Consider the following 13,026-nt stretch of genomic DNA (forward strand, 5'->3'; position numbering starts at 1 on the left):
CCGTTTTGATGGCTCATGAAGATGGCTGGTATTTACGCCCGGCACTTATACCGGCACTTATATGCTGGTGCTCATAGTTCGTACTTACAGCCCGTGTTTACAAATCGTATTTAGAATCAGGAGAGCTGCCTAGATGGAATGGTTAATTATCATTTTTATTTTGATGTTTGTTATTGCGCCGGTGATGTGGTTGAAACCCAGCCCACAGCAAAAGCGCCAAATGGCGCTGCGGACTAGCGCCACGAAACAAGGGGTAACGATCAAGATGGAAAAGCCCCCGCTGCATCATTTTAGAGGAACGATGCCCGCCTATCGTTGGTATTTTTCCCAGCAGCAGCCAGGGCCTGATTTTGTGTTGGTGCGTGAGTCAAACGCAAGTGAAGCGCTGGAGCTTTATCATGCCGGGTGGCGTTGGCGTATTGCGCCATTACGGCCGCTGCCAGAAATGGCAAGCGTCTCTTTGAAAGCCCTGCTAGAGCGCCTTCCACAAGATGCATTGGTGATTGAGTCAAACTCTACGGCGCTAACGCTTTGGTGGTGGGAGTCGCAAGCTGCCGAGCGGTTCTCTACTTATATAAAAGATTTTCAGGCACTAAAAGAAGCACTAGGTGGGTTATCAGACCGCCCTGCTGCAAGGCCGCTAAATGGGGCTGGCGAAACAGCAGGGCATTAAAACAGCAGGGCACTATAGGAAATCTTATGCCGAGGGACCGTCTTGGTCTCTTGCTTGAATCGCCATGCCATTAGACTCTATTAGCGCTAGCCACTTATCTAACTGGTCTAAATCACTCTCGCTGAGCCCAGCCAGCATCTCTTTGCGCGCCGCTTGGACAACGCTATCAATTTGCTCAAGCAGCGGCATTGCAGCGGGCGTTAGGTAAAGCCGCTTGCTACGGCGGTCATTATCACAGGCTCGTCGTTCGACTAGCCCTTGCGCTTCGAGTTGTCCCAGTGTTCGTACTAATGACGGAGCTTCTACGCCAATTGCCCTTGCTAAATCACACTGTGGGTTGCCTTCGCCTAATTTCCAAAGATGATAAAGCGTCACCCAGCGTGTCTGGGTTAGCCCTAACGGGGCAAGCCTTCGGTCAATAATAGAGCGCCACAGGTGGGGCAGGCGTGCAATGCGAAAACCAATTGTTGAAGGCATAATAAACAGCTACCGAAAAGTGTAAGTAGGCGAATTGTCATAAGCTGCGGCGCTGAATGCAAGGCGTTATGTTATTCATCCGTTGATGAATCGTTTTCAGAGCTGTTGTTTCCAGGTACAAAGCGGCGCAAATTTAGCGCGCTCAAGCCGCTTGGTTGGATCTTACTGTCCGCTATCGTGGCTTTTTCCAAATCTTCCGAAACAGTAAAGCGGATCAGCCCCAGCCGTTGTCCGCTATCCGTCATAATATCGATACGCCACTCTCCCGACGGAGATTCAGGGAAATTTTGCTTATGGCTCCACGCACGGTATCCCTGTTCTCGTCCTCCGTTGATAGCAAGCTCTACTTCATCTAACAATTCACCGTTGTGGTGCCATACATGATGAATCGTCTCGCTTAATCCACGGGGTGCTCTAATAGCGGTGTAAACGTAAAGACCTTTAGAGCGAATCGCGTCTGGCGTAAGCGCCATGGACCCTTGCGGTTCACGGCTCTGAATATCTAGAGCTGGAGAGAGTGCACTATTTGTCATCCATAGACTGGCGGGAGGCACCCAAATTTTGCCAAGCCATGCCGCATAGGCCAATACAATAGTGAGCCCAAAGAAACCGCACCAGCGCGCTAGCGAACGCTTTTTTAATAAATGCCAAAAACTAGGCAGTGCGATAAATACGGTAATCAACAGCGCAAGGATTAAGCTTTGGCCCGTTGTCAGTTGCAGCATAATAGGCAGAATGACCAGCACCACTAAAAAGACACACTGAGCATGAAAAATGAAGTAGAGACTTCGCCAGCGCCCAGCGAGCTTATAGTAGAGCGGATCTATGATGGACAGTATTGCCATTGCGATCACTAACAATGCAAAGAGTGTCTGCCCGCTATTCCACACGGTAGTAACCAGAATGAACGGTAACGTAAAGAACAGGGTTTCCTGGTGAATCATTTGGGCGATAAAGGTGGTGACCCCGCGGGGCAAGGTGGGGTGGCCACGTTTAGCAAGCCAGCGCCCCATAAGGCTCTCAGTGAGCAATAGCAGCCAGGCAAAAAGTAGCCCTAACGCCAATGCGGCGCCCAACCACTGTTGGCGATCCACTAGAAAAAAACTACCCAGCCCTGCGCCAAAAGCGATAGGTGGCCACAGCCAGCTCCAGGGTTTTAGACGTTCGACGGCACTCTCAACCCGTACTTGTAGGGCCGAGATACGAGCGGGAGTAAAGAAACTACCCATAACGATGTTGGCTCATAAATGAAAACGGCATGATGGTTGGATTTATCGGCAAAGTCGATGTGTGCCCACTATGCCGTAAAAATACGCAAGAAATGTGAGAGCAGTTAGGCGGTTCCTAGTTTCATCGTGTACGTTCATTTATGAGATAAGCGTATTAGCCAAAAGTCAGGGCTTGACGTTCTGCTGTATCTCAACCAAGCTTAAGCAATCAAACGACCGTATGAATGCGTGGCGGGCCCGATTCAAGGCGCCAGCCCGAACTTGTGGAGAGAGCGCGGATGATCTATCAAGGCAATGCCATCACGGTGGAGCGTCGTGACACCCAAGGTGGCAATGACATCGCTAAGCTCACTTTCGATCTGAAAGATGAGTCCGTTAATAAGCTATCCAGCGCCGTTGTGGCAGAGCTAGGTGAAGCAGTAAAAGCGCTTCAAGCGGAAAGTGGCCTGCAGGGCCTGATAATTAGCAGCGGTAAAGATGCGTTTATTGTCGGCGCTGATATTACTGAATTTCACAGCCTTTTTGACAAAGGTGAAGAGTATCTCGTCGAGATGAACCTTAAGGTTCACGACATTTTCAATGCGATTGAAGATCTGCCTTTTCCAACCGTGACGGCTATTAATGGCTTAGCACTTGGTGGCGGCTGCGAAGTACTGCTGACCACTGATTTCCGAGTAATGAGTGAAAAAGCCAAAATTGGCTTGCCGGAAACCAAGCTGGGTATTTTGCCAGGTTGGGGCGGCTGTGTACGTTTACCCCGCTTAATTGGTGCTGATAATGCCGTTGAGTGGATTGCGGGCGGCACTGAAAACCGTGCTAACGCTGCACTAAAAGTCGGCGCTGTTGATGCAGTGGTAAGCCACGAGCATCTTGAAGAAGCCGCGTTGGACATGTTGGATCGTGCCAATGCCGGTGAGCTGGATTACCAAGCACGCCGCGAAGAGAAGAAAACACCCCTTAAGCTGAACGCTATTGAACAGATGATGGCCTTTGAAACGGCCAAAGGGTTCGTCGCTGGCAAGGCTGGCCCTCACTACCCGGCGCCGGTTGAAGCCATCAAAGTGATTCAAAAAGGCGCTGGCGAAACTCGTGACCGTGCCCAGGCGATTGAAGCAAAAGCATTCGCGAAGCTAGCGCTCAGCAGCGTTGCCTTTAATTTGGTTGGCCTGTTCCTTAACGACCAAGTCGTGAAGAAAAAAGGTAGCAAGTACGAGAAGCAGTCGCAGCCAGTTAAGCAAACCGCCGTGCTAGGCGCAGGCATTATGGGCGGTGGTATCGCCTATCAGAGCGCCAGCAAAGGCACGCCCATCGTAATGAAGGATATTAACGATGAGGCTATCGAGCTAGGCCTGAAGGAAGCGCGTAAGCTATTTGCTAAGCAGGTAGAGCGTAAAAAGCTGACCACCGAGCAGATGGCCGAAAAACTGACCAACATTCGACCTACGCTTTCCTACGGTGATTTCGGCAATGTTGACCTAGTGGTTGAGGCAGTCGTTGAAAATCCAAAGGTTAAAGACGCTGTACTGACCGAAGTGGAAGGCATGGTGAGCGAAAACACCATCCTTACCTCTAACACCTCAACGATTTCTATCAATCGTCTGGCTAAGAATCTTAAACGTCCTGAAAACTTCTGCGGTATGCACTTTTTCAACCCTGTGCACCGTATGCCGCTGGTGGAAGTTATTCGTGGCGAGAAGACCTCAGATGCAGCGGTAGCCGCAACGGTCGCCTACGCACGTGCAATGGGCAAAACTCCGATCGTGGTGAACGACTGCCCCGGCTTTTTGGTCAACCGCGTACTGTTCCCATATTTCGGTGGCTTTAGCTTCCTAGTAGAGCAGGGCGCTGATTTCCAACGCGTTGACAAAGTGATGGAAAAATTTGGCTGGCCCATGGGGCCTGCTTACCTGCTGGACGTAGTGGGTCTAGATACCGCAGTACACGCTAACGAAGTGATGGCGGAAGGCTTCCCGGATCGCATGGCGCGTGACGGCAAAACCGCTATTCAGGTGATGTACGACAATAAGCGCCTGGGCCAGAAGAACGATAAAGGCTTCTATGCCTATGAAGAAGATAAGAAAGGCAAACCTAAGAAAGTTACCGACGAACAAGCCTACGCGCTGGTGAAAGACGTCGTGAAAGAGCAGAAAGAGTTTTCTGATGAAGACATTATCGCTCGCATGATGGTACCGCTTTGTCTGGAAACGGTGCGTTGCCTTGAAGATGGCATTGTGGAAACCCCTGCTGAAGCTGATATGGCGCTGATCTACGGCATTGGTTTCCCTCCCTTCCGCGGTGGCGCGCTGCGCTACATTGACGCGATGGGCGTTGCCGAGTTCGTGAAGCTAGCCGAAAACCTTGCCAATGAGTTAGGCCCGCTTTACGCGCCCACTGAGAAACTGCGTCAGATGGCTCAAAATAATGAGCAATTTTATTCTGGCACTCAGGCCTAACCACCACGCATAGGAGATAGAAGATGAGTTTGAACCCAAGAGATATCGTGGTGGTTGACGGTGTACGTACCGCCATGGCGAAAGCTAAAAATGGTGCGTTCCGCAACGTGCGTGCTGAAAACTTATCAGCAGCCGTCATGCAGGCGCTGTTTGATCGTAACGCCAATCTAGACCCATCCGAAGTGGACGATGTGATCTGGGGTTGCGTTAACCAGACCCTTGAGCAGTCCATGAACATCGCGCGTAATGCGGCGATTATGACTGGTATTCCCCGCTCGGTGCCTGCGCAAACGGTTAACCGTTTGTGCGGATCTTCGATGACCGCGCTACACATTGCGGCGGCTAACATTAAAGCGGGCATGGGCGATTTTTACGTGATTGGTGGGGTAGAGCACATGGAGCACGTGCCCATGGCTCACGGTGTTGACGTTAACCCCGCTGCCAGTAAGTACGCCGCGAAAGCCGCTATGATGATGGGACTAACCGCTGAGCTGCTGGGTAAAATGCACGGTATTTCCCGTGAAGATCAGGATAAGTTTGGCGTGCGTTCCCACCAGCGTGCCCAGGCCGCCATGGAAAAGGGCTATTTCGATAACGAAATTATCGGTGTCGAAGGTCACGATCAGCGCGGCTTTAAAGTGCTATTCAAGCATGATGAAGTCATCCGTCCTGAGGCGAGTCTTGAATCAATGGCCAGTCTTAAGCCGGTGTTTGATCCGCGTAACGGTACCGTTACTGCTGGCACGTCATCTGCATTGTCGGTCGGTGCGTCAGCCATGGCCGTGATGAGCTACGAGCGCGCTCAAGCGTTAGGGCTTGAGCCAATTGCGAAAGTGCTTTCCACCGGTGTGGCAGGTTGTGATGCCTCTATTATGGGTTACGGCCCGGTGCCTGCGTCTAAAAAGGCACTGAAAGCCGCTGGCTTATCGGCTGCAGATATTCAAACAGTCGAGCTTAACGAAGCGTTCGCAGCCCAAGGTTTGCCCGTATTGAAAGATCTTGGCTTCTTAGATGCTATGGATGAAAAGGTAAACTTACACGGTGGTGCTATTGCACTTGGCCACCCGCTGGGCTGTTCGGGATCGCGCATCTGTACGACACTGCTTAACGTCATGCAACAGCGTGATACCACCCTTGGTCTTGCAACGATGTGTATCGGTATGGGGCAAGGGGTTGCGACGGTATTTGAACGTCTTAAATAAGCACGCTATATAGTTAAATCGCAAAGCACTCGCTTTTAAAACGGCACCCACACGGTGCCGTTTTTACGTTTAAATTTTTATTAAAAACAGATATTAAAAACAAGCATTAAAATAGGCCATTATCCAGTCCCGCTGCCATGTAAAGGCCTAGCTCTTCTACTTGGTCGGCAAAAGTGTCCTGCCATTGACCACGTAACGTTAGTGGTTCCTGAACCCAGCGCCAGCGTAGCCCTGTCACAATGCTTTCAACCGCTCGCCTTGTGCCAGTGCCATCGATACCCGCACGAATATAAAGTGCGCATGGAAGCCCTTGTTTTTCTTCTAGGATGGGATAGTAGCTACGATTAAAGAAATCCTTGAGTGCGCCGCTCATATAGCCCAGGTTTTCCGTTGTGCCGAGTAAAATGCCATCGCAGGCGCGAATATCTTCTGGTCCAGCCTCAAACGGCGTTTTTACTGTGCAAGTAACCTGTTCTATGGTGTCTTGGCTAGCACCTCGTTTTGCGGCTTCGCTCAAGACACGGGTATTTAGTGAGGGTGCATGGGCAACGATTAATAGATGTTTCATGATAGCGCCCCGTTAAATGATAATTTGCATGGCTAGTGCAACGTGTTCCACGGCTAAGTATGACCACGATGAGAGCCTATATGTCTGATAATGCCTCAATCAATGTTTTCTACGATGCTGTTTGCCCTATTTGCAGGAAGGATCGTCGTCTTTTTGAGCGCTGGGCTGGCAAGCATGGCAACGGGATTAACTGGTGTGATGTCACTGAGCACCAACGGCAGTTGCGTGAAAAAGGGGTGACACCAAACGCTGCTTTACGCTCGCTGCATATCGAAAAAGCTGATGGCACTCTTATTGAAGGTATCGATGCCTACCGCTTGCTGATGATGCGTATTCCACTGCTTGTGCCAATTGCATGGCTTATTGGCCTGCCGGGAATCAAAAAAGCCTTACGCTGGTATTATGATTGCTGGGTAAAAAAGCGCCTAAAGCGGGAAGGGCGTTGGTCTGAATAAGTATGGATATTGATATAGGGAATTTATCATGAAGCAGTGTCCTCTATGGTTAGTGCCAGCATACGCAATGTTGGCTATGTTAGCGGGGTGCGCTGGTCAGTCAGCCTCCCCTCAAACACCTGATGCCATCGCTCAGGAAGTGTCACCTGCCGTGGCTCAGGTATCTCCAGTAGCAGCACAACCCGGCTACGTAGCTGACCGCCAAGTAACCGACTGGGCGCCGCCGTTGTTAACGAGCCCTGAAGAGAAAGCGGCCTACTATGTTAGCCGATTAGCAGACAGGCGGTTTGTCTCGCAGTATGGCGGCCAAGATAACCCTCGAACTTGGTATATCGCGGCAGAAAGGTTAGGAGAAATCGGCTTGCCTGCTGTACCTTTGCTGTTTGCGCGCCTTGATACTACTGATGACTATGAGTTGATGTTAGCTCTATATGCGCTTCATCTTGCCACCCAAGATCCGCTATTAATGGCGAGAACTCGAGGTGACTATATACAGTTGCCCTCCGTGTTAGATTCGGCGGCGAATGCTAACAATGTACGCATTGCCCGTGAGTGGTGGCAGCGGCATTCAGCTAAGCTGAATTAATGTTGACATCTTTGTGCTGTTCAACAAGGCTAAAAATGCTCTTTTGTTTTATCCATTTAGGAGAACAGCATGGCATTTGCACTATCCTCTCTGCAGGTGACTAGCAGCGCATTTCTCAACCATCAGCCTATTCCTTCTAAGCATACGGGTGAGGGCGATGATGTATCGCCTGCCTTATCTTGGGACGGTGTGCCCGAAGGCACTAAAGGGGTTGCAGTGATTTGTCACGACCCTGATGCCCCGTTGGTAAAAGACGGTACTTACGGGTTTGTTCATTGGGTTCTCTATAATCTCCCTGGTGACATTCATGATTTAGCAGAAAACACACCGGTAGGGACGCCAGGTATGAATGACCAAGGAAGCCATGGCTATTGTGGCCCAATGCCACCAGAAGGGCATGGCAGCCATCTTTACTACTTTTGGGTGTTGGCGTTGGATCATCAAACCTCTCTACCAGAAGGATTAACGCTTAAAGAGTTGCTTAATGAAATTGAACCCCACCTGTTGGGTATGAACCGATTGGTTGGTACCTATCAGCGCGGCTGATACACCCTCCTGGACATTTTGCAAAACCCGTGTAGGCTCCATCGCTTTCTAAGTCCTGCGTATTAGACTGAAGTAATGGAGCCTACGATGAGTGAACTACCCAACTGTCCTGCTTGTGCCTCTGAATTTACCTATGACGATGGTATCCAGTATGTTTGCCCAGAATGTGGCAACGAATGGTCAAAGGACGCTAATGAGGGCGCTGAAGAAGCCGAGTCAAGTATCCGTGATGCTAATGGGAATAGTCTGGCTGATGGTGACACCGTCACTGTCATCAAAGATCTTAAGGTCAAAGGCAGCTCATTAGTGGTCAAGGTAGGCACCAAAGTTAAAAATATTCGGTTAGTCGGTGGTGATCACGATATTGATTGTAAGATTGACGGCATTGGGCCCATGAAGCTTAAGTCCGAGTTCGTCAAAAAAGCCTAACACTTGAAGCCTAGTATCCTTAAGAAAGCGCTCTGTCATACTATCTAGAAAAGCCTACGACTCCTTCGTAGGCTTTTTGCATTTAAGAAGATTGATAGTTTTCTTAAATGATAATGATTGTTGTTTTTGATGCTAACAGTGGCGAACGTGCTGTTATTTTGCACAAATTGATAAGGATTTTGCAGAAGGGCTTCACATGAAACTTATACAGGACTAAAATGGTCCCCAATTAACAGATGAGTCCACTGTGACGGTCAACGGGAGTCAACATGCTCAAGCTTTCTCGGCTGACAGACTATGCCGCTGTCGTGATGGCACAAATTGCTCGCCATCCTCAGGCGTCGCATGCGGCGGCTGATTTAGCAGAAGCCGTGCAGCTGCCTCATCCTACTGTCAGTAAAACACTCAAAATGTTAGTAAAAGCTGGGCTTCTGGAGTCACAGCGTGGTGTTCAAGGCGGTTACCGTTTGGCGAGGCCCGCGTCACATATTACTGCTGCCGATATCATCGCGGCCATTGAAGGGCCGGTGGCGATGACAGAATGTAGTCAAGCTGAAGGCGAATGCGACCTGGCTGCTACCTGCGGTGTGGCTGATAACTGGCAGCGAGTATCGCTAGCGATACGTACGCTGCTAGAAAGCGTGACGCTGGCACACTTAGCCGACACAACGCCAATCAAGCTGCCCGTACAATTACCGATTCAAAGTATTAGCTTGGCATCTGCTTAAACAGGCTAGGCAATATTATCTCTATTGACGGCGAGCTGACCTCGCCACCCAACTGCCCGGAGGGTATCACCATGGCAAGCGAAGAAATGGAACAGTTGGTTCGTCGCGAATATAAAGATGGTTTTATAACCGATATTGAAAGCGACACCCTGCCACCTGGCCTTGATGAAAACACCATCGCCTTTATTTCCAATAAGAAAGGCGAGCCGGAATGGATGCTGGAGTGGCGCTTAGATGCGTACCGTCAGTGGCTAAAAATGAAAGAGCCCTCTTGGGCGCATCTTGACTATCCGCCGATTGATTACCAATCAATTTCTTATTTCAGTGCACCTAAGCGCCCAGAAGATCGGCCGCAAAGCTTGGATGAAGTTGATCCCAAGCTGCTAGAAACTTACGAAAAGCTTGGTATTCCTCTGCATGAGCGTGCAGCGCTTGCAGGTGTAGCGGTAGACGCGGTATTTGACTCAGTCTCTGTGGCAACCACGTTCAAAAAGCAGTTAGGTGAAGCAGGCGTTATTTTCTGCTCAATTTCTGAAGCGATTCGCGATTATCCTGATCTTATCAAGCAGTACCTTGGTACGGTCGTTCCTGTTGCTGATAACTACTTTGCTGCATTGAACTCGGCTGTATTTACCGATGGCTCATTTGTATTTGTTCCTGAAGGCGTTACCTGTCCAATGGAGCTATCGACCTATTTCCGTATTAATGCGGCTAATACTGGCCAGTTCGAGCGCACCCTGATTATCTGCGAGAGCCGTGCTCAGGTATCTTATCTGGAGGGTTGTACGGCGCCAATGCGTGATGAAAACCAGCTTCACGCGGCCGTCGTCGAGCTCGTTGCCTTGGATGATGCCTATATTAAGTATTCCACCGTTCAGAACTGGTATCCCGGTGATGAAAACGGCAAGGGCGGTATTTACAACTTTGTTACCAAGCGTGGCGACTGTCGCGGTGAGCGTTCACGGATTAGCTGGACACAGGTAGAGACCGGTTCAGCGATTACCTGGAAGTATCCTTCCTGTATCTTGCGTGGCAAAGACAGTATCGGTGAATTCTATTCTGTGGCGGTGACTAACGGCCGTCAGCAGGCCGATACTGGCACCAAGATGATTCACATTGGTGAAGGCACCCGTTCCTATATTGTTGCCAAAGGTATTTCCGCGGGCAAAAGCGATCAGTCCTACCGTGGCTTGGTTAAAATTGGCCCCCGTGCCAAAGGAGCGCGTAATTTCACTCAGTGCGACTCCTTGCTGATTGGCGATAAGTGTGGTGCCCACACGTTCCCCTATCAGGAAATTGGTAACAGCACCGCTACGATTGAGCACGAAGCCACCACATCCAAGATTGGTGAAGACCAGCTTTTCTACTGCCAAAGCCGCGGAATTTCAGAAGAAGATGCAGTTAGCATGATTGTGAATGGCTTCTGTAAAGATGTTTTCCAAGAGCTGCCTATGGAGTTCGCTGTTGAAGCCGAAGCGCTTCTGAATGTGACCCTTGAAGGCGCGGTGGGTTAATTACTTCGCACCCGACTTATTTTACGGGGGGCGCGATAGCGTCCCGCAAGAATTTAAAAGGTTATGATTATGTTGCAAGTTAATGATTTACACGTCACCGTCGATGGCAAAGAAATCTTAAAAGGCCTCACACTCACCATCAATGCGGGCGAAGTGCACGCCATTATGGGTCCAAACGGCGCGGGTAAATCTACCTTGTCTGCCGTTATCGCCGGTAAAGATGGTTATGAAGTGACTCAAGGTAGCGTTACCTTTGAAGGCCAGGATGTGCTGGAGATGGAAATTGAAGAGCGCGCCCAAGCGGGTTTGCTGCTTGGCTTCCAGTACCCAGTGGAAATTCCAGGGGTAAAAAACATCTATCTGCTTAAGTCAGCGCTGAACGCTCAGCGCGTCGCGCGTGGTGAAGGAGAGATGCCAGCACCTGAATTTATGAAGCTAGTAAAAGAGAAGCTGGGCTTTATGAAGATGGATGCCAGTTTCCTGCAGCGTGCTGTCAATGAAGGTTTCTCTGGTGGTGAGAAAAAGCGCAACGAAATTCTTCAGATGCTAGTGCTCCAACCGAAACTTGCCATGCTCGATGAAATTGATTCGGGACTCGATATTGATGCAATGAAAGTTGTTGCCGACGGCGTCAACAGCCTGCGCGCTGAAGAGCGAGCTATTTTGTTGGTCACGCACTACCAGCGCCTGCTCGACTACATCGTCCCGGATAAAGTGCACGTCCTCGTTGACGGTCGCATTGTCAAAACCGGTGATGCTGAGCTTGCCAAAGAGCTGGAAGCCAACGGCTATGAAGGTATTGAGGAGTCTGTGGCATGAGCGATACGCAAACGTTTTTGGACACGCTGAACGCGCGTAGCCAACAGCGCGGTGCGGAGCCCACCTGGATTGCGGCTCGCCGCCAAGCGGGCGCTGCCCGCTTTGAAGCCATGGGGTTTCCTACCCGCCGCGATGAAGAGTGGAAATACACCGATGTACGCGCGATTGCCCAGGGCAACTTTGCGCTGGCTGAAAATGCCGACTTTTCTCAGGCGCAAGCGGCCGCACTTACGCTGCCATTGGACGCTTATCGCTTAACCTTCGTGGATGGCGTCTTCTCTGCGGCATTGTCGGACCTAGAAGCACTGCCAAGTAGCGTTCAGGTCTTGCCGCTTTCCAAAGCACTAGCTGATAACCACGAAGCGGTGGGTGGGCCCCTGGGTCGCCTGACCGGCGTGGATTTCTCCCCGTTTGCAGCGCTGAACACAGCGTTTACGGAAGAGGGTGCCGTAGTGCGTATCGCACCGGGTACTGTAGTAGAAAAACCCATCCTACTGCAGTTTCTATCCCGTGCGGGCACGCCTGTGATGTGTCATCCGCGCATTTTGGTAGAAGCAGCAGGGCGTAGCGAAGCGACGTTGATTGAACACTATATCGGTGAGGCCGATGCGGCCAACTTCACCAACGTGGTCGCCGAGTTAATGCTTGATCGTGGAGCAATACTGAACCACTACAAACTGCAAGAAGCGCCCCTAGGCGACCTGCATGTTGCCAGTATTCATGTGGAGCAGAGCCGCGATAGCCGCTACAGCTCCTTTAACCTGAATCTGGGTGGCGCGTTGGTGCGCAACGATCTAATTAGTGATTTGAATGGCCAGGGTGCAGAAACCAACTTCTATGGCTTGTTTTTCGGCCAAGGTCGTCAGCATGTGGATAACCACACCAAGGTTAATCATAATGCGCCGCTGACGTTCTCGAATGAGAACTACAAAGGCATTCTGGATGACCGTGCCCACGGCGTTTTTAACGGTAAAGTGTACGTTAAACGCGATAGTCAGAAGATTGAAGGTTTCCAAAGCAACCAAAACTTATTGCTTTCTGATCGCGCGCAGATTGATGCTAAGCCTGAGCTTGAAATCTATGCAGATGATGTCAAGTGTTCACATGGCACCACCACAGGTCAGCTGGACGAAGACGCGATTTATGCGCTGCGTACCCGCGGAATTGATAAAGCGACCGCTCGTGGACTGTTGACACTCGCGTTCGCAGGTGAAGTGCTTGAGCAAGTAGCGCTTGATGTGATTGCTGAGCGGGTAGAGCTAGCGGTGGCAGGCAAGCTGCCGGAGCGTTTCAATTTAGCGGGGTTGGTTGAAGCGGCGGCTGCATTCAACGACTAAAACGCACTCA

Annotated in this window: 14 protein-coding genes; 11 read left to right on the forward strand and 3 right to left on the reverse strand. The window is 50.5% G+C overall.

Annotated elements, in window-relative coordinates; translation table 11 throughout:
- Positions 1-133 precede the first annotated feature (133 nt).
- Positions 134-673, forward strand: coding sequence for a preprotein translocase subunit YajC (locus tag K1Y77_RS06185; RefSeq protein ID WP_264430862.1), 540 nt, complete (start codon positions 134-136; stop codon positions 671-673).
- A 24-nt stretch (positions 674-697) separates the two neighbouring features.
- Here the strand turns inward: K1Y77_RS06185 and slyA are convergent, their stop codons facing one another.
- Together slyA and K1Y77_RS06195 are read right to left on the reverse strand one after the other, a co-directional pair.
- Complete coding sequence (gene slyA / locus K1Y77_RS06190; RefSeq protein WP_030068865.1) at positions 698-1,150, reverse strand: transcriptional regulator SlyA; 453 nt, start codon at positions 1,148-1,150, stop codon at positions 698-700.
- 71 nt (positions 1,151-1,221) lie between these two features.
- On the reverse strand, positions 1,222-2,379 hold the full coding sequence (locus K1Y77_RS06195; RefSeq protein ID WP_030068868.1) for a DUF5924 family protein: 1,158 nt from the start codon (positions 2,377-2,379) through the stop codon (positions 1,222-1,224).
- A 278-nt stretch (positions 2,380-2,657) separates the two neighbouring features.
- On the opposite strand from K1Y77_RS06195, the gene fadB reads away from it, so the two are divergent.
- Both fadB and fadA read left to right on the forward strand, forming a co-directional pair.
- Positions 2,658-4,832: a fatty acid oxidation complex subunit alpha FadB gene (gene fadB, locus K1Y77_RS06200; protein ID WP_030068870.1), complete on the forward strand. Its 2,175-nt coding sequence runs from the start codon at positions 2,658-2,660 to the stop codon at positions 4,830-4,832.
- Positions 4,833-4,855: 23 nt separating this feature from the next.
- Positions 4,856-6,034 carry an acetyl-CoA C-acyltransferase FadA gene (gene fadA, locus K1Y77_RS06205; protein ID WP_030068872.1) on the forward strand — a complete coding sequence of 393 codons (1,179 nt, stop codon included), beginning with the start codon at positions 4,856-4,858 and terminating at the stop codon, positions 6,032-6,034.
- A 106-nt stretch (positions 6,035-6,140) separates the two neighbouring features.
- Here the strand turns inward: fadA and K1Y77_RS06210 are convergent, their stop codons facing one another.
- Complete coding sequence (locus K1Y77_RS06210; protein WP_264430867.1) at positions 6,141-6,602, reverse strand: flavodoxin family protein; 462 nt, start codon at positions 6,600-6,602, stop codon at positions 6,141-6,143.
- A gap of 80 nt (positions 6,603-6,682) precedes the next feature.
- Between K1Y77_RS06210 and K1Y77_RS06215 the strand changes: the two genes are divergently transcribed.
- The 8 genes from K1Y77_RS06215 (at position 6,683) to sufD (ending at position 13,016) form a co-directional block, all read left to right on the forward strand.
- A complete protein-coding gene (locus tag K1Y77_RS06215; RefSeq protein ID WP_030068877.1) occupies positions 6,683-7,057 on the forward strand; it encodes a thiol-disulfide oxidoreductase DCC family protein in 375 nt (124 codons plus the stop codon).
- A gap of 28 nt (positions 7,058-7,085) precedes the next feature.
- Positions 7,086-7,643 (forward strand): hypothetical protein, encoded by a 558-nt coding sequence (locus tag K1Y77_RS06220; protein ID WP_264430870.1) that lies wholly within the window; start codon positions 7,086-7,088, stop codon positions 7,641-7,643.
- A gap of 69 nt (positions 7,644-7,712) precedes the next feature.
- A complete protein-coding gene (locus K1Y77_RS06225; protein WP_030068882.1) occupies positions 7,713-8,189 on the forward strand; it encodes a YbhB/YbcL family Raf kinase inhibitor-like protein in 477 nt (158 codons plus the stop codon).
- An 87-nt stretch (positions 8,190-8,276) separates the two neighbouring features.
- A complete protein-coding gene (locus tag K1Y77_RS06230; RefSeq protein ID WP_030068884.1) occupies positions 8,277-8,618 on the forward strand; it encodes a zinc ribbon domain-containing protein YjdM in 342 nt (113 codons plus the stop codon).
- Positions 8,619-8,887: 269 nt separating this feature from the next.
- Entirely contained in the window at positions 8,888-9,346 is a 459-nt protein-coding gene (locus K1Y77_RS06235; RefSeq protein WP_009724947.1) for an SUF system Fe-S cluster assembly regulator, read from the forward strand.
- Between the two features lie 71 nt (positions 9,347-9,417).
- Positions 9,418-10,860, forward strand: a complete 1,443-nt coding sequence (gene sufB / locus K1Y77_RS06240; protein ID WP_030068888.1) for a Fe-S cluster assembly protein SufB — start codon at positions 9,418-9,420, stop codon at positions 10,858-10,860.
- A 69-nt stretch (positions 10,861-10,929) separates the two neighbouring features.
- The gene (gene sufC / locus K1Y77_RS06245; RefSeq protein ID WP_030068890.1) at positions 10,930-11,679 is read left to right on the forward strand and encodes a Fe-S cluster assembly ATPase SufC; all 750 of its coding nucleotides are present in this window, start codon (positions 10,930-10,932) and stop codon (positions 11,677-11,679) included.
- On the forward strand, positions 11,676-13,016 hold the full coding sequence (sufD, locus tag K1Y77_RS06250) for a Fe-S cluster assembly protein SufD (protein WP_264018465.1): 1,341 nt from the start codon (positions 11,676-11,678) through the stop codon (positions 13,014-13,016). Before sufC ends, sufD begins: the two co-directional genes overlap by 4 nt.
- The last annotated feature ends 10 nt before the right edge of the window (positions 13,017-13,026 follow it).

The sequence above is a fragment of the Halomonas qaidamensis genome (assembly GCF_025917315.1).
Taxonomy (GTDB): domain Bacteria; phylum Pseudomonadota; class Gammaproteobacteria; order Pseudomonadales; family Halomonadaceae; genus Vreelandella; species Vreelandella qaidamensis.